Raw genomic sequence first — 16,667 nt, forward strand, 5'->3', positions numbered from 1 at the left:
AATCCTCCGCTAAGCGTTATATGGCGACCCAGTTAGAGTGCATCATTGCCGGTGTCACCCGTCCGGATACGCACAGCCTGCTCGACGTTGAAGACAAAAATCTTACCGTCACCAATCTTGCCGCTATTTGCGGCATTGGTAATGGCATCGCAGGCGCGGTCGACTAAGCCGTCCTCTACCGCAACCTCCAGTTTCATCTTGGGCAAGAAATCGACTACGTATTCAGCCCCACGATAAAGCTCCGTGTGCCCCTTCTGCCTGCCGAAACCCTTAACCTCAGTGACAGTAATCCCCTGCACGCCAATGGCTGAGAGGGCCTCACGGACATCGTCGAGCTTGAAAGGCTTGATAATCGCCGTTACTAATTTCATGATTGACGTCCTCATTGCACGTTATGCGGAACCTCAGCGAGAAATAATCGCTGCGATCATCAGGGGATCTGCATAAGGCATGCCAGGCCGGAAAATTACGCCAACATCACCCCTGGGGGTCGATTCACGGCTCGAAATGCCCCACAATGGATGAAAATGCATTCTCCGCTGCACCAAATCGGTGCGAATCGATGAGGGTTAAGGCAATGCTCGACAACAAAACTATCGATGATCTAGCACAAAAACTGACCGCCAGCCTGCCGGCGGGAGTAAGGGAGTTTCACGAGGAGGTAGAGAAAAATGTCCGTGCCTCTCTCCAGTCTGGGTTCTCACGCCTGGACCTAGTCACCCGGGAGGAGTTCGACGCCCAAGCTAAAGTACTTGCTCGGACTAGAACGCAGCTTGACGAGCTAAGCCGCCGGGTAGCAGAGCTGGAAGCCAAACAGTCAGAGGGGAAATCTTCTCAAGACGGGCAAAACTAGCTGGACATCTAGGAGCCTACCACCTATAGTCCAGGCAACGGCAAGGAAAGCCAAACGCCCTATAGGGAAGATACAATCCCCTTCAGGGGGCTAGGACTGCCTTCATGAGCCACCTGCGATAACCATGCGCAGATCTGTGCGTATGGTATCGCGCTTGGTGCGACTCCATGAAGGCAAACACATAATGTATTTGATGCGGCCAAGGAGGGCCTGATGACTCTTGCCATTGCATGGGCGCGCGCAGCAGTTGGGATTACTGCTCCAGAAGTTCGAGTAGAAGTACATATAGCCATGGGATTACCATCCCTGGCACTAGTTGGCCTGCCCCGAACCGAAGTGCGCGAATCGCGGGCCCGGGTATATAGCGCAATAACCAACAGCGGTTTCCTATTCCCATCCGGGCGCATCACAGTCAATATGGCCCCAGCCGATCTGCCGAAAGGCGGAGGCAGATTCGATCTCGCCATCGCCATGGGCATCCTCGCTGCATCGGGCCAAGTCAACGGGGACATCGAGCATCTTGAATTCGTTGGTGAGCTTACCCTCGGCGGCGAGATACGTTCAGTAGGTGCCGTACTTACTGCCGCTTACGCCGCTCGCGAGGCAGCACGGGAAATAGTCGTCCCCGTCGCTGATAGTCAAGAAGCGGCGCTTGTCCACCCCTTTGGCACATACCCCGCTACCAGGCTTTGTGACATCCTAGAGCACTTGTCTGGACGAGCCGCATTAGCCCCCGTAGGGCCCTGCCTAACTCTCAGCCCAGCACCGCTCAATTTGCCTGATCTCGCCGCAATTCGGGGTCAGTCAGCCCCTCGCCGGGCACTTGAAATTGCTGCAGCCGGCGGGCTCAATCTCCTTCTCAGCGGCCCCCCAGGCACCGGCAAGAGCATGCTAGCAGAAAGGCTGCCGAGCCTGTTGCCGGACCTGAGCGAAGAACATGCTCTCGAGGCAGCTGCGGTGCGCTCGGTCAGCGGTGAGGGGCTCGACATCTCCTCATGGCGCCGACCTCAAATGCGCGCTCCACATCACAGCCTGTCAACACCCGCTCTGATAGGTGGCGGAGCACATCCACCAGCGCCTGGTGAGGTCTCCTTGGCTCATCGCGGAGTACTGTTTCTGGATGAACTCCCTGAACTGCCCCGAACCGCACTTGAGGCACTAAGGGAGCCTCTTGAAGTGCGTCGAGTCACTCTATCCCGCTCTAAAGGATCGGTTACTTATCCCGCAGCATTTCAGCTGATCGCAGCAATGAACCCGTGCCCATGCGGTCATTACGGCGATCCGACTCGCCAATGTCGCTGCTCGCCAGAGCAGGTTCAGCGCTATCGGAACAAGCTCTCCGGCCCGCTGCTAGATCGCTTTGATATTGCAGTAGAGGTACCGCGACTAGCACCTCACGAGCTGATTCAGACCCCAGTCGCCGAATCAAGCTCCAGCGTAGCAAGCCGCGTAGCCACGGCCCGTGAGCTTGCAATAGAGCGCTGCGGCGGGATCGTCGCCGATCTTGACGGTGAGCAGCTCAACCACTACTGCTATCTTGCAAAAGATGCGTCAGAGCTTCTCGAGCAGGCAACCGATGCCTTAGGCTTATCGCCGCGTGGCTTGAACCGCCTGCTCAGGGTAGCGAGAACGATAGCAGATCTTGCCGGTGGCCAAGACATAGACGCCGCCCATCTCGCCGAGGCCATAAACCTAAGGCGTGGGCTTGATAGTGGTCAGTGGTCGACTTGTAGCTAGGCACCATTGAGCCGATAGATAAGATCATAAACCGTGTGGCCGCGCTGGAGTCCGCGCCGTTCAAACTTGGTCTGCGGTCGCGGAGGTGGGTACGGCAAATACTGCCCTGGGCCGGCGGTATTGGTATATCGTCCGTCTGCCTCAACAACCTCAACCATCCATTGCGCGTAATCCGCCCAATCAGTCGCCAGATGTAGCAAAGCTCCCCTCTGCAGCCGACTAGCGAGCAGTTCGAGGAAATTTGGCTGGATGAGCCTGCGCTTGTGGTGGCGTTTCTTGGGCCACGGATCAGGGAAGAATATATTTACTGCGCTTAGACTACGCTCGGGTATATGATTGGTCAGCAAATCCACGGCGTCCATGCTAATCAAGCGCAAATTACTTAGCTGCATCTGTTCGGCGTACTGCAAACAGTGGCCCAACCCCGGTCGATGCACCTCAACGCCGATATAGTCACGCTGCGGGTCGTTGGCGGCCATCTCAACCAGGGCTGCCCCATCACCAAATCCTATATCCAGCACGCGGGGAGCCGCCCGGCCAAAGACCTGATCCAGCTCCACAACTCCTCGTGGCTCTAACCCATACACCGTCCATAGCCTCTCCAGCGCTCGAGCCTGACCGGGAGTCAGGCGTCCTTCACGGCGCACAAAAGAGCGCAGCTGCTTGCTGAATTCCGTAACCTGAGCAGTCACTCGTAAAAGGTTCCAGTCTCAGGCGATGATGCTGAGGCGTAGCGTTTTTTCGGAATCCGTCCGGCTAAATAGGCCTCTCGCCCAGCCTCAACCCCTTTGCGCATAGCCGAGGCCATCAATACAGGGTCTTGTGCCCCGGCGATCGCAGTATTGAGCAGGACGGCATCGCAGCCAAGTTCCATAGCTACAGCAACGTCAGATGCTGTGCCCACACCGGCGTCGACGAGTACCGGCACGCTAAGGCTCTCAACAATCTCAATGATATTGTAGCGGTTCTGAATGCCCAGTCCGGATCCGATCGGTGCAGCTAAGGGCATAACCGCGACACATCCGATCTCCTCGAGCCGACGGGCCACAATCGGGTCATCACTGGTATAGGCCATCACCTCGAAGCCCTCGCTGACCAGCGTCTCAGCCGCCTCTAAGGTTCCTGTCACATCAGGGTAGAGAGTCTTCTCATCGCCTATGACCTCAAGTTTGACTAGGTTGCCCCCGTCAAGCAGTTCCCGGGCTAGGCGGCACGTGCGCACGGCATCTTTGACATTAAAGCACCCGGCGGTATTGGGCAGTACCGTGTACTGATCCGGCGGAACTGCATCGAGTAGATTCGGTTCGTTAGGATCCTGCCCTATATTGCTGCGCCTGAGGGCGATGGTTACTATCTCGGCACCGCTCGCCTTGATGGCATCGCGAGTCTGGTCGATATCACGATACTTACCTGTACCAACAAGCAGCCTAGAATTGTATTGTCGTCCGGCAATTACTAGGGGATCGCTTGAGAGTCCGCTGGTCATTTCGCTTGCAGGCATATGAGGGCTGGCTCCTAGAGTAGATATTGATGGATGGATTATAAGATATACCAGTCAGATCAATGAGGATCGTGCTGAGTTCCTTGCATCGAACCATTCAACCACCACCGATTGCCTGAATAACCTCAATGCGATCACCTTCCTCAAGAACAACCGTATCGAGATGGCTGCGTGGGACTATCTCCTCGTTGCGCTCGACCGCAAAACGCTCTCCGTTTACCAAACCGAGTTGCGTGATTATATCGGCACAAGTCGCCCCCTCAGGCATAGGTTGCAGTTCGCCGTTTACCTGCACGTTGATCGCACCAGCTTGGCTCGTTAAATCAGTTTGCTGAGCAGTAGTTTGGGTCATATCCACCTCTGTATTTACCGTGTCGCACGTTGCTACAACCGTCTGCCAAGTAATTGGAGACTTAAGGGAACCTCTAAAAACTCCGCCGGCGCCACCATCCGCCCCGGTGTGGAGGACGCCGTGAATCCATCCCTGGAGGCTTCATGGCGCCATCCCTGGCGCCAAGACCTCCACACCGGGGCGGATGGTGGCGCCGGCGGAGTTTTTAGAGGCCACCTTAAGAGGTCAACTCCGGTGTGATGGCTTAATGTGCAGATAATCTTGCACAGCACCGGCTACAAGATTAACATTGGATGCGAGATGAAGTCGTGCGTCTCAGACATTAAGCGGGTGTAGTTCAATGGTAGAACTCCAGCTTCCCACGCTGGCGGTGTGGGTTCGATTCCCATCACCCGCTCCAAATTAATTTAACGCCTTCACCAAGGCTACCCTCGGCCTGTCCCGCGAACCGCTGATGGGGATGCTACCAACCCCCTCCCGGGGGACGGAGCAGTGCCCCATATCCGCGCAGCACTTCACAGGAATAACAGAGGTTGGCGGGTAATGCTTACCAGCAGCACATAGCCAAATACCAATATGGCGCCCAGATAGGCCTTGGCTCTGATATTTCGTCCCCTCTCACCACTGCCTAAGGCTATAGCCCCCAGCACTATGTAGCCAACCAACCCAATGACCTTGGCCGTAAGCCAATGATCGACAAAGGGGTACTGTTGGACTACAAACATTAGCGCCAGTGCACTAACTAGGAGCACTGTGTCTACCGCAGAGGGGATGGCACGCAACGCCCGGTGGTAGAACCACTCAGACCCATTAAACATCAGAAAACCGCGGGCTACGAACAGCCCGATACTCAGATACGCGGCAAGGGCATGGAAGATATAAAGCGTCGAGTGCATGGTTAGTTCCTTATCTTGTTATTAGCTATCCGGGGAGCCTTTATTCCAAATTCTGCCCGCCCAGCCCCGTCGTCGACCATACTTGCCTGATATTTATAAATGCAAGAACGCTATCTGCACCATGATGGTGCCTAAAACGGCGCTGGCAAGCGGCATGATTCGTGCAGACCTTTAGTCAGGCCTGATAGGTATATTGCTTGATCTGTTCGGCCCTATTCAATCCAGGAACCATGACAATTTAAAGGTGTAGCAATCATGAAAAGATCACTCCCCCTGTTGACCGCAAGCGGCATCTTCCTCGGCCTTTCTCAATCTGCCAGCGCTGGCGAGGAACTCGGAGCCGGCTTTACGCTTAGCTCAAACGTTGCAATTACCACAAACTACGTTTTCCGTGGTGCCACTGAGAGCGATGAGGAGCCCTCAGTCCAAGGTGGTTTCGATTTCACACACGAGTCGGGGGCCTACCTTGGCACATGGGCTGCGAGTGTCGCCGGATATGGTGGCGGCGAGGTGGAGCTGGATTATTTCGCCGGTTACGGCTTTGACGTCACTGACACCATATGGGCCGATGTTGGCATCTACTACTACGGCTATCCAGACGCTGACGGTGACCCCGACACAATCGAACTCTATGCCGGTTTAGGGACTGCATTTGGAGATATTGAGGGTGACTTCTACATCCACTTCTCGGACGACTACTTCGATCTTAATGAGTCAGTCTATCTAGAGACCAACTGGACTATGCCGATCGCCCACGGATTTTACGGCATGGCCCACCTCGGTTATCTAAACCTGCTTGACGCTGATGATGAAGTGGAAGACGATGCCTATGACATACTAATTGGGGCCGGATACGAGTATGGCTCTCTCGATCTTAGTTTATCATTTACCTACACGGATGATGGTGATGATGATGAAGATTTTGTTTTCTTTACCATCGCTCGAGACTTCTAAGGCCTAGGTTAAAGCTTCAAACTGCATCTCTTAAGGTTCGGCTCCCGCCACCAGCATTTGAATCAAACCGGGAGCCGAGCCAATCTCCATCCAGCAGCTATAGAGTCCTTCTCGCCAACGATTTATTGAATGGCCTGGCATGATCAATCACTCCCCTCTACACCAGATCAACCTCTAGCGCTAAAGATAGAATTCTTTTAAAATCCTCCAATTAGTGCCCACGCGGAGGAGCAGTCAAACCTGACTGCTCGGCTTTATTCACGCTCTCTGCCCGGCTAAGGCAAGTGATTTACTAAAGGGAGCTGTTGGGGAACCCTAAATCTCCCCGGGGCAGCTAATGGCACCGGGTAAGTTCTTAGAGACGCCCTATTGAGCTGGATTCAAACCAAAGCCTAGTTGATTGGACGAAATGACTGAGAAATACGATCTTATTGTTGTTGGCGCCGGCAGCGGTGGTATCGCCACGGCCCGACGAGCGGCCTCTTACGGGGCCAAGGTGGCAGTGGTAGAGAAACAACACCTCGGCGGCACTTGCGTCAACGTCGGCTGTGTGCCCAAGAAGGTGATGTGGTATGCCAGCGCAACGGCTGCATCCATTGAACACGCCGATGATTTTGGCTTCACCATCGACAAGAGCGGTTTCGACTGGAGCACGCTGCGACAAAGACGAGACGCCTACGTCGAACGCCTCAATTCTATATATGCCACCAATCTAGAAAAGTCTGGTATCGAGCTTTTTACCGGCCACGCTCGGCTAAGCAGTCCTACCAGCGTCGATGTAGGTGATAGGCAGTTACATGCTCGCCACATTCTACTTGCCCCCGGTTCACGCCCACGCAAGCCAGCCATACCCGGCGCTGAGCTCGGCATCGACTCAGATGAATTCTTCCAACTAAGCCACCAACCAAAGCGGGCCGCGGTAGTTGGAGCCGGATATATTGCAGTAGAACTCGCCGGTTTGCTCCAGCACTTAGGAACCGATACCACTTTAGTAGTCCGGCGTGACACCCCTCTCCGCGGATTCGATCCGCTGATGCGTGACAGCCTAATAGAGTCCATGGCCATCGATGGACCAATGCTTCGTAACAACTTCACAACCGCCTCATGCGAGCAAAGGGGCGAGAGTCTGAGCTTGATTGGCGAAGATGGAAAACATCTGGACGGTTTCGATACCGTTATCTGGGCAATCGGGCGCGACTCAGCAACAGATGATCTCGGGCTTGAGAATGTAGGCATTACAGTAGATGAAGAAGGCTCTATCCCTGTTGACCCCTATCAACAAACCTGTGTTGAGAATATCTTCGCTCTTGGCGATGTTACCAATAACGGTTTTCCGTTAACTCCGGTCGCTATTGCTGCCGGCAGACGCCTCGCTGACCGGCTTTACGGCGGCTTTACCAACCGTCACCTCGAATATCGTGACATCCCAACCGTAGTCTTCAGCCATCCACCTCTGGGCACGGTAGGCCTTACCGAACCTGAAGCAGAACAAGAGTTCGGAGCTGATCAGGTTCGTTGCTACCAAACCCGTTTTGTACCCATGAACTACGCCCTTACCGCACCAGAAAACAAACGACGCAGCGCGATGAAATTGGTGACAGTAGGACCAGAAGAACGGATTGTTGGTATCCACATATTCGGCGAGGGCGCCGATGAGATGCTGCAGGGCTTTGCGGTCGCACTGCGGATGGGGGCGACCAAGAGCGATTTTGATAACACTGTGGCTATCCACCCAACCAGTGCAGAAGAGTTAGTAACACTGACCTAAGGGGGCAATCGCCAAGATAGCCCTTAGGAAACTCTCTACCGTTCCTCCGTGGGTTTAGTTGCCGCTTAGCGGCCTTAGTATGGAGGGCGCCGTGATTCCATCCTTGGAGTCTCCCCTTGGAGCCTTCATGGCAACCGCCCTAGCGCCAAGTCTTCCGCCCAGAGGCAGCTGGGCCCATGGCGGGTTTTTAGAGGGGCCACCATGCCGTGAATCAAGGATTCAGCAAGGTGTTAGCAAAGACCACCACTATTGCAACTGGAACCACGTAGCGGACTAGCAGCAGCCACAGCCTATACCAACGCTGATCGCTAAAGGCGAGCTCTTTTTCGCTGAACGCCCGCGGCATCACCCAGCCGGCAAACAGTGCGATCAACAAACCGCCTAGGGGGAGCATGATGCTGGTCGATAAATATTCGGTGAGCTGCATGAAGTTAAGGCCGAACAGCTCGTAGCCAGCCCACACATTGAACGAGAGCAATGCGCCAATGCCGACAAACCAGGCCGCACCTGCCACCGTAGCCGTAGCCGCAGGGCGTCGCCAGCCGCGAGATTCAACCAAGTAGGCGGTAGCCGGTTCCATGATAGAGATGGCTGACGTCAAGGCAGCAAATGAGAGTAGCAGGAAGAATGCCGTCCCGAATAGCAGCCCGCCGGGCATCTGACCGAAACCGTATGACAGGGTAACGAAGACCAGTCCTGGGCCTTGCTGCATATCGAGCCCGGCAACCAAGATAATTGGGAATATGGCCAATCCGGCGATCATGGCAATCAAGGTATCGGCGCCGGCTATCATGGCGCTGTTTCCGGGGATCGAATATTTACTGGACAGATAAGATCCGTAGGCCATGATCGCGCCCAGACCCAAGCTGAGGGTGAAAAAGGCCTGACCCATGGCAACTAGGATGGCCTCACCACTCAAGGCTCCGAAATCCGGAGTAAACATAAACTCTAGGGCGCCAGCGAAGTCACCAGCCCCCATACCGTAGCCGACCATCACCAGCAGCAGGAAAAACAGCACTGGCATCAATACCCTAACCGCCTTTTCCAGGCCGTGTTCAACCCCTCTAACTACGATAAACGCGGTTAAGGCCATGAATAGGGTGTGCCAGCCCAGCAGCTGCCATGGCGAAGCCTGCAGATCATCGAAAAAGCCTTCAACAACCGCTGTCTCCGCGCCGGAAAAGTTCCCTGCCGCGGTAAACGGCACATAGGCAAGTGACCACCCACCTACCACAGAGTAGAATGAGAGCACCAAGAAGCCCGCGACCACCCCGAGCCAGCCGAGGATCTGCCAGGCCTGACTGGCACCATAGCGCGCCGGTAAAGTACGCATGGTGTTGATAGGGCTCTGCCTGCCCGAGCGCCCCAAGAGGATCTCGGCAATCATCACCGGCAGACCGATCAGAACAATGCAGCCGAGATAGACGAGGATAAAGGCCGCCCCACCGTACTCGCCAACCACGTATGGGAAGCGCCAAATATTGCCAAGGCCGACTGCTGAACCAGTTGCCGCAAGGATAAATGCCCAGCGCGACCCCCACTCACCATGGATCGATGATTGACTCGACAAGCTCATCGGCACTCGCCCTCATTATTTGCTCGACTGCAAAAGGCTAATACAGTGGCGCTCTCACGAGAACCCCTTGCGGCAACTCACGCAGCCATATTTACCGCGCCGGGCAGCCCTAACTCCATAGCAATCGGTAAATGGTCCGACAAGGGGAAGTCGAGCACCCGTGCACGCTCTACCGTCAATGTCTCACTCACTAGTATATGGTCGATATTGCGCTTAGGTCGCCAGCTAGGAAATGTCTGCAAGCCATGTATCGGCTCACTCAACCTGGTTCGACGACCCAAGCGGACAAGCTCGCGACTTTTCGACTGGCAATTAAAGTCACCCATGACAATTACATGACGATGGCAATTGACTAAATCAGCGATATAGTCCAGCTGTCGCATACGTGCCCGCCTGCCCAAGGCCATATGCAGCTGAAAGACGTTAAGCGCTTCACTACCTGACCCAAATCGAATCTGCAATGCACCTCGCCCAGGTATGACTCCTGGCAGCCGGTGTTCGCGAATTTCCGCCGGTCTATACCGACACAACAGGCCATTGCTCTGCTGAGCAATTTGACCCATGTTGCGATTGGTCTGGATGTACCAGTAAGGGAAGTCGGCCTTATAGGCAAGGTATTCAACCTGGTTCATGAAACCAGTACGGAAGCTACCACCGTCAACCTCCTGTAGGCCGACAACATCATACGGAGCAATCCACTCGCCGATACGATCAAGATTAGTCTGGCGGCGCTGGTCAGGCAGTACGTGCTTCCAGCCTCGGGTGACATAGTGATGGTAGCGTGATGTTTCGATGCCGCCCTGGATGTTGTAACTGAGCAGCCGAATGCTATCCGGTGATTGCGCCGAGTGGGTTGGCTTGAGGGTAGCGTAGGCACCCTCAGGTAACCGATGGGAGAGGTTTGTCATCTACCAGCCGCTGCCGCTTGAGTGGGGGCCATTGTTGGTCCCCACCACCCGCGTACGTATTTGCCCATTTGCCCAGCGGGCATCACCGGCTGATGCCCGCAAGCAAATAGATCTTTTAACTTAGTCGTCCCGATCGGGACCGAGGCTGCTCATAAAGGCAGCCACTGCCTCTATGTCTTCTTCAGACATGCGGCTCGCAATGTCGCGCATCTCGCTGTTGCGATCGCTGTCTCGGTCACCGCTCTTGTATCCCTTCATGGCGTCAATCATGTACTGCTGTTCCTGCCCGGCTACTCGCGGGTAAAGTGCTCCCTCTACCCCCTTGCCTTGCGGACCGTGACAGCCGGTGCATGATGCCACATTACTTTCCCGGATGCCGCCGAAGTAGATCCTTTCGCCCCGCTCGGCTAGTTCCTCATCCACATCCTGCGCCGGCGGCGGATCCTGCTTGACAAAGAAGGCAGCGAGATTCTCTATATCTTCATCCGACAACCCTACGGACTCGGGCGTCATCAGTCCCTGCGGATCGTAGCGTTCTTCGTCCCTGAACATCTCCAAATGGTAGCGGACATAATCGGCATGCTGCCCAGCTATGCTAGGCCACTCCGCCACATCACTGACTCCGGTTGCACCGTGGCATGCCACGCAGGAGTCTTCGTTAAGCTGCTCAGCAGCCTCAAGGTCAACTTCACTGGCTCCTGCTGCACCTGCTGCCAGGGCAAAGGCAGTAACCGCTGTAACTATCTGGATTCGATGGTACATAGTCTTCGTTCTGCTCCGCTGAAGGAGTGGGCTCACTCTCGTGCGTCCGCGGACGCGAAACGGCAAATACTTATATCAACACTTACCGCAAGCGTCAATTTTATTGGCAAAATAGTGGCCAAATTCACTAATCAACAAGCTTATATGGACAATCAGATCATCAGCAAACTTTATCGTGGCGCTCGTTTTCGCCTTAGCGCTCCTACTCCCGACGACCTCTGTCCTGATACGGGAGCTGAGGTCGCTTTTGCCGGTCGCTCCAATGTCGGTAAATCAAGCGTTATCAACACTCTAACCGGCCAACGCAAGCTCGCCAGAACCAGCGGCACCCCCGGCAGGACACAGGCGATTAACGTCTTCGATCTCGATGAACAGCGTCGTCTCGTCGATCTGCCGGGATATGGATACGCTAAAGTGCCCGCGTCAGTCAAGCGGCGCTGGGAACAAGCACTGCCAGCTTATTTCCAATACAGGCGCTCCCTATGCGGGGTAGTCATCATAATGGACATCCGCCATGCGCCTACCGATCTGGACATGCAGATGATTGACTGGTCCCGCAGTGCACATATCAGGGTTCACGGCCTGTTAACCAAGTCCGACAAACTAAAACATGGTGCTGCTAAGGCCCGCCAGGAGGAGACTATACGCGAGCTTTCCAGGAACAATCTAACCATAACCAGCATACAGCGTTTTTCCGCCCCGAAGGGGGAAGGGGTTGATGAACTGGCCAAAACACTAGATGGCTGGCTCGAATTAGGGAACTTTTAGCGCGTCTTATGGTCGCACCATATGAGAGGCGTAGTTACCCGGCGCTTTCAACCCGTTCATACCCCCCCCATGATCGGGTTGTCGCTTGGCCCCGGCTTGTCCCCCCAGCAGGTCCGGGGCCCTTTCTTTTGCTCAGATATCGCCGAACGCCACCCGCCGCTGATGAGCCGGCGCCGCCGCAGGATCGTGGCTTACTATCACCACTGTGCGCTGGCTAAGCCAAGGCTCTATCCGCCGCCTGACCTCATCGGCCGTGGCGACATCCAGCCCCCTAAAAGGCTCATCGAGTAACACGACTTGGGCATCGGTTAACAGCACACGCGCCAGTGCCAATCGCCGCGCCTCACCTCCGGAAAAGCGAGAACCAGCCTCGCCGACCCACTCATCAAGGCCATCAGCTGTATTGGCCACCACCTCGTCAACCCCTGCCATATTCAATGCACGCCAGAGTTGCTGCTCATCGGCATAGGGTGCTGCGATGCGCAAATTGGCGGCTACCGTATCGGCAAACAGCTCAGAACTTTGCGCCAGGTAGGTTATGCAGCCAAACCGTTTCTCCTCAGGCCATTCGTCGACTGCTTCATCGCCCAGCCACACGCGACCCGCCTCAGGCTCGACAAAGCCGGCTACAAGATTCAACAAGGTTGACTTCCCACTCCCCGAGGGACCGAAAATGGCTACGCACTCCCCCGCTTCGATTCGCAAATCAGCCCCTTCCAGGACGGGTTCAGCATAAGGGGAATGGCGAAATGTTACGCCCTCCAAAGCAATCGACAGGGGGCCATCAGGTTGCTGCAGCTTTGATTGTTTTGAATCTTGCAGCGTTCTATTAGCACCTGGCTCTACCTCTCCAGCGCTACCTGTTCCCTGGTTACGAGCATCATACTCAAGCAGTCGTCGCGCTGCGGCCCGGGTCCGTCCAAGCTGTTGCCAAGCGCCTGGCAATGCGCTCAGGGCCTCACCCGCGCCCAATGCTGCCAGGGCTGCTAGAGCCAGCAGTGGACCACTGATCTCCCCCGCTTGGTACTGTTGCACCCCTACTAAGAGGGCAACAAACAGAGCACTATGACCCAACAAACCGGTAGCGGCATCGCCCAGGCCACTCAAGCGCAGCGCGCGCGCCCGTGCATCGCCCAGCCCTTCTGCTGCACCCATCAAATGGCGTTCATGGCGCTCAACGGCTCCACAGGCACGTAGTTCAGCAAGCCCTTGAACCGCATCAAGGCCAGCCCCTCTAAGAGCTGGCAGGTGGCGGTCAATCTGCTCACCATGTGGTGATCCGAGCCGCCAAGCGGCTAGTGGCAAAATCACCCCACCGAACAGCAGCACTGCCCCTACTGCCCAGCCTACGAGCCCTGTCAACCAGACCAACACAACTACGGTTATCAGAGATGTCACTGCAGCCGCCAGGCTTGGGCCCATGATGCGTAGATAGAGGCTATCCAGCGCCTCGACATCCGCAGTCATGCGGTTGAGCATCTCGCTGCGCCGCATACGCCCAAGTTGCGGCAAAGGTAGCGGGGCCATGGCTCGAAACAGTTGGCCACGCAAACGAGCTAAGGCCCGCAGCACAGCATCGTGGTGAACTAGGCGTTCAAAGTAACGTGACACAGTACGTGCAATAGCAAAAAAGCGTATTCCCGCACTAGGCCGATATACCTCAAGTGACAGCCCGGCCAGTCCAGCTAGCGCAGCTGCAGTAATAAGCCACCCTGACAAGCCCAGTAGCCCGATTGCAGATAGCAGGCTGATTATCAGCAGCAGCGTTCCGAGCGCCAAGCGACCTCTCTCGGCTCGCAGGTCACGAATGAAAGGTAATAACTCACGCACGACGGTCCTCCACCAAGCGCCCCTGCTCTATCACTAGCTGCCGCTCACCCGAGCGTTGAGCAGCAGCATCGTGGGCAACCATAACGATGCTTCGCTTGCCATCGGCTAACCGCTCCAATGCCTTGAGAACCCGCTGAGCGCTATCCGGATCGAGTCCCGCGGTAGGCTCATCAAGCAGCAATAAGGGTGCCCCGGCCAGCAGCGCTCGCGCTAAGGCTAAACGACTTGCCTGTCCCCCAGACAAACCGTGCCCCTCTTCGCCAAGAGGGGTCGCCATTCCCTCCGGCATGCTTCGTACCACTTCGGCCAAATCGGCATATTCCAAAGCTGCCCAGAGGGTCCGCTCCTGTGCCTGTGGGGCAGCCAGGGTTAAATTTTCTCGCACACTGCCATGGAAGAGCCACGGCCTTTGGCCTACCCAGGCAACTCCTGCCGCACCGGGAGGGAGCTGACCATCAATCCTGACCGCACCTTGGTCAGGCTCTAGGAATCCTGCTGCAAGATGCAGTAATGTCGATTTACCCGCCCCGCTTGGGCCGCTGATAACTACCTTTTCGCCTGCCGAAATCTTTAAGTCTAGGTCTTGCAATCCCGCTGATGTGCCGCCCCTGTGGAAACGCACCGAAACCCTATCGAAGCTCAGTGCAACCGGCTGTGGCTGCGGCAAGCCACTATCCGGGTCATGCTCAAGCGGTTTGAGATACTGACTGCGCGGGGCATCTTCTGCGAGAACATTTGCGGGTAAGGGCTCGGCGAGTAGCTGCGTTATTTGCTCAGCCGCGCCGATCGCGGTCGCCCGATCATGGTAATGGACTGCAAAACGGCGCAGGGGCTGAAACACCTCCGGTGCTAATATCAGAATCGCCAAGCCGCTCAGGAGCCCCAATTCCGGACCCGGGCCAAAATCGAGAAACCCAAGCAAGGAAAAACCGATGTAGATGGCAACCAGGGCTATCGAGACCGCGCTGATCAGTTCTAGTGCTGCAGAAGAGAGAAAGGCTACTTTGAGTACTCCCATGCTGCGCGCTCGATACTCCTCCGCCGCCTGCTCAACATCAGCAGCTGCCCGCTCGGTTGCACGAAAGATCCGCAATGTTCCCAGTCCCCGCAAGCGATCGAGAAAATGGGCGCTAATACGACTGATGCTCTGCTGCTGCTCCTGTGACCTGCGCTCTGCCTTCATCCCTATGAGTGCCATAAACAACGGCACCAACGGTGCTGCCAGCAGCAGTAGCAGTCCAGCGATAACATCAAGAACAAAAACTACGGCTATCAGCCCCAAGGGGATAATGGTGGCCAGCACCATTTGCGGTAGGTAGTTGGCGTAATAGCCCTCCAAGGCCTCGACTTGCTCAACCAGGGCGCTTGCTACCTGGCCACTGTGATATCCCTGCAAGCGAGCCGGCCCAAGCGCTGCGATATGCCGGTAGAGGCGCCGGCGCACAGCAGCTGTTATAGTTTTCGCGCTCCAAGCCCCTGCTGCAGCCCTAGCCCATGTGCACACCGCGCGCAACACAAAGACCGCGCCTAGACCGGCAAAAGCCGGGAGCATGTCTTCTAATGGCTGCTTGGTGATCAGGGCAGCATTGGCTATCCAAGCAATCAGCAGGGCTTGTGCAACTATCAGTACAGCATCCACTAGCCCCATCCCAATGCTTATGGCGAAAGCACCGCGTGCTCCCTTAGCCTGAGCATTGAGCCACCGGGCTGGACTAACATCATTACTCTCGCTGTGTTGTTGCTCCAGATCACTCATTCAGTGGTATCCACCACTATGTTGAACTTTGCCGCGAAATACCCAATAGGTCCACGCGGTATAGCCCAAGACTATCGGCAACATGAACAAAATGCCAAGCAATAGGAAAAGTTGTGACTCCGGCGCAGAGGCCGCCTCACGGAACGTTATTTGCGGCGGGACGGCATATGGGAGCTTGCTGGCCAGGATCCCAGCATAGGCAGATAGAAACAGTCCTATTGCGCTGAAAAAGGGCATAAAATCGCTGCGCTTTACTACACCCCACATAACAAGAACGGTGGACACAAGGCCAATAAACGGCATGACCCAAAGTCGCTGCCACTCTTCAAGCCAGCGTTCCATTACCGTGGGCTGCGTCAGGGGGGTCCATATACTAACCACAAACAAGCAGACTGCTGTTGCTCCCAAAATCCAGGGAGTCGCCCCATAAAGCCATTTCTGCGTCTCTCCTTCGGTCTTCATAATGCCCCACGTCGCTCCCAGCAGGGCGTAGCCGATGACTAGCGATAGCGCCGTAAACAGGGTAAACGGAGTGAACCAGTCGAAAGCCCCACCAACATAAGTAAAGCCCTCGACCTCAAAGCCCTGGACATAAGCGCCTACAACAAAGCCCTGCGCTGCAGCCGCGACCGTTGAGCCTCCGGCAAAGGCTATGTTCCACCAATGCCGATAGCGCTGCGACTTGAACCGAAACTCGAAGGCAACGCCACGGAAAATCAGACCGGCAAGCATCAGGAATACGCCGATATACAGAGCTGGCAGAAAGATCGAGTAGATAGCCGGAAATGCCGCTAGTAGCCCTGCCCCACCTAAGACCAGCCAGGTTTCGTTGCCATCCCATACGGGTGCCACGGAACGCATCATATGATCACGGGCTTGCTCGTTAGGCAGCAGTGGGTAGAGGATGCCCACCCCCAGATCGAAGCCGTCCAAAACCACATACATTATGACTGCCAAGCCGACCAGCCCTACCCAGATCAAGGTAATGTCGATCAGTTCCATGGTC

16 protein-coding genes and 1 tRNA gene are annotated in these 16,667 nt (G+C 55.7%); 6 read left to right on the forward strand and 11 right to left on the reverse strand.

Going from position 1 to position 16,667, the window contains the following annotated elements; all coding sequences use genetic code 11:
- Positions 1–32: 32 nt before the first annotated feature.
- Positions 33–371 carry a P-II family nitrogen regulator gene (locus HH1059_RS12765; protein ID WP_096406740.1) on the reverse strand — a complete coding sequence of 113 codons (339 nt, stop codon included), beginning with the start codon at positions 369–371 and terminating at the stop codon, positions 33–35.
- Positions 372–577: 206 nt separating this feature from the next.
- On the opposite strand from HH1059_RS12765, the gene ubiK reads away from it, so the two are divergent.
- Both ubiK and HH1059_RS12775 read left to right on the forward strand, forming a co-directional pair.
- Positions 578–853 (forward strand): ubiquinone biosynthesis accessory factor UbiK, encoded by a 276-nt coding sequence (gene ubiK / locus HH1059_RS12770; RefSeq protein ID WP_096406743.1) that lies wholly within the window; start codon positions 578–580, stop codon positions 851–853.
- A gap of 213 nt (positions 854–1,066) precedes the next feature.
- Entirely contained in the window at positions 1,067–2,590 is a 1,524-nt protein-coding gene (locus HH1059_RS12775; RefSeq protein WP_096406745.1) for a YifB family Mg chelatase-like AAA ATPase, read from the forward strand.
- Here the strand turns inward: HH1059_RS12775 and trmB are convergent.
- The 3 genes from trmB to thiS form a co-directional block, all read right to left on the reverse strand.
- Positions 2,587–3,282, reverse strand: coding sequence for a tRNA (guanosine(46)-N7)-methyltransferase TrmB (gene trmB / locus HH1059_RS12780; protein ID WP_096406749.1), 696 nt, complete (start codon positions 3,280–3,282; stop codon positions 2,587–2,589). The genes HH1059_RS12775 and trmB overlap by 4 nt on opposite strands.
- The gene (locus HH1059_RS12785; RefSeq protein ID WP_096410254.1) at positions 3,279–4,076 is read right to left on the reverse strand and encodes a thiazole synthase; all 798 of its coding nucleotides are present in this window, start codon (positions 4,074–4,076) and stop codon (positions 3,279–3,281) included. The genes trmB and HH1059_RS12785 overlap by 4 nt, the downstream gene beginning before the upstream one ends.
- Positions 4,077–4,188: 112 nt before the next feature.
- The gene (gene thiS, locus HH1059_RS12790; protein ID WP_207148145.1) at positions 4,189–4,443 is read right to left on the reverse strand and encodes a sulfur carrier protein ThiS; all 255 of its coding nucleotides are present in this window, start codon (positions 4,441–4,443) and stop codon (positions 4,189–4,191) included.
- 326 nt (positions 4,444–4,769) lie between these two features.
- Between thiS and HH1059_RS12795 the strand changes: the two genes are divergently transcribed.
- Positions 4,770–4,843 (forward strand) — tRNA-Gly (locus HH1059_RS12795).
- 115 nt (positions 4,844–4,958) lie between these two features.
- Here the strand turns inward: HH1059_RS12795 and HH1059_RS12800 are convergent.
- On the reverse strand, positions 4,959–5,339 hold the full coding sequence (locus HH1059_RS12800) for a SirB2 family protein (RefSeq protein ID WP_096406751.1): 381 nt from the start codon (positions 5,337–5,339) through the stop codon (positions 4,959–4,961).
- Between the two features lie 255 nt (positions 5,340–5,594).
- On the opposite strand from HH1059_RS12800, the gene HH1059_RS12805 reads away from it, so the two are divergent.
- Complete coding sequence (locus tag HH1059_RS12805; RefSeq protein WP_096406754.1) at positions 5,595–6,293, forward strand: TorF family putative porin; 699 nt, start codon at positions 5,595–5,597, stop codon at positions 6,291–6,293.
- 409 nt (positions 6,294–6,702) lie between these two features.
- Positions 6,703–8,061: a glutathione-disulfide reductase gene (gene gorA, locus HH1059_RS12810; RefSeq protein WP_096406756.1), complete on the forward strand. Its 1,359-nt coding sequence runs from the start codon at positions 6,703–6,705 to the stop codon at positions 8,059–8,061.
- Between the two features lie 211 nt (positions 8,062–8,272).
- On the opposite strand, the gene HH1059_RS12815 is transcribed toward gorA, so the two are convergent.
- The 3 genes from HH1059_RS12815 to HH1059_RS12825 all read right to left on the reverse strand — a co-directional run bounded on the left by HH1059_RS12815 (position 8,273) and on the right by HH1059_RS12825 (position 11,307).
- Positions 8,273–9,631 carry a sodium-dependent transporter gene (locus HH1059_RS12815; RefSeq protein WP_096410256.1) on the reverse strand — a complete coding sequence of 453 codons (1,359 nt, stop codon included), beginning with the start codon at positions 9,629–9,631 and terminating at the stop codon, positions 8,273–8,275.
- 83 nt (positions 9,632–9,714) lie between these two features.
- Positions 9,715–10,545, reverse strand: a complete 831-nt coding sequence (locus HH1059_RS12820; protein WP_096406759.1) for an endonuclease/exonuclease/phosphatase family protein — start codon at positions 10,543–10,545, stop codon at positions 9,715–9,717.
- A gap of 120 nt (positions 10,546–10,665) precedes the next feature.
- Positions 10,666–11,307 carry a c-type cytochrome gene (locus HH1059_RS12825; protein WP_096406762.1) on the reverse strand — a complete coding sequence of 214 codons (642 nt, stop codon included), beginning with the start codon at positions 11,305–11,307 and terminating at the stop codon, positions 10,666–10,668.
- 159 nt (positions 11,308–11,466) lie between these two features.
- On the opposite strand from HH1059_RS12825, the gene yihA reads away from it, so the two are divergent.
- Positions 11,467–12,075, forward strand: a complete 609-nt coding sequence (gene yihA / locus HH1059_RS12830) for a ribosome biogenesis GTP-binding protein YihA/YsxC (RefSeq protein WP_096410257.1) — start codon at positions 11,467–11,469, stop codon at positions 12,073–12,075.
- A gap of 132 nt (positions 12,076–12,207) precedes the next feature.
- Here yihA and cydC read toward each other — a convergent pair whose 3' ends face one another.
- The 3 genes from cydC to HH1059_RS12845 are packed head-to-tail and all read right to left on the reverse strand — an operon-like array spanning position 12,208 to position 16,663.
- On the reverse strand, positions 12,208–13,905 hold the full coding sequence (gene cydC, locus HH1059_RS12835) for a thiol reductant ABC exporter subunit CydC (protein WP_096406764.1): 1,698 nt from the start codon (positions 13,903–13,905) through the stop codon (positions 12,208–12,210).
- Entirely contained in the window at positions 13,898–15,661 is a 1,764-nt protein-coding gene (cydD, locus tag HH1059_RS12840) for a thiol reductant ABC exporter subunit CydD (RefSeq protein ID WP_096406767.1), read from the reverse strand. The genes cydC and cydD overlap by 8 nt, the downstream gene beginning before the upstream one ends.
- A complete protein-coding gene (locus HH1059_RS12845; protein WP_096406769.1) occupies positions 15,662–16,663 on the reverse strand; it encodes a cytochrome d ubiquinol oxidase subunit II in 1,002 nt (333 codons plus the stop codon).
- Positions 16,664–16,667 lie beyond the last annotated feature (4 nt).

This window comes from Halorhodospira halochloris (genome assembly GCF_002356555.2).
GTDB classification, from domain to species: Bacteria; Pseudomonadota; Gammaproteobacteria; order Nitrococcales; family Halorhodospiraceae; genus Halorhodospira; species Halorhodospira halochloris.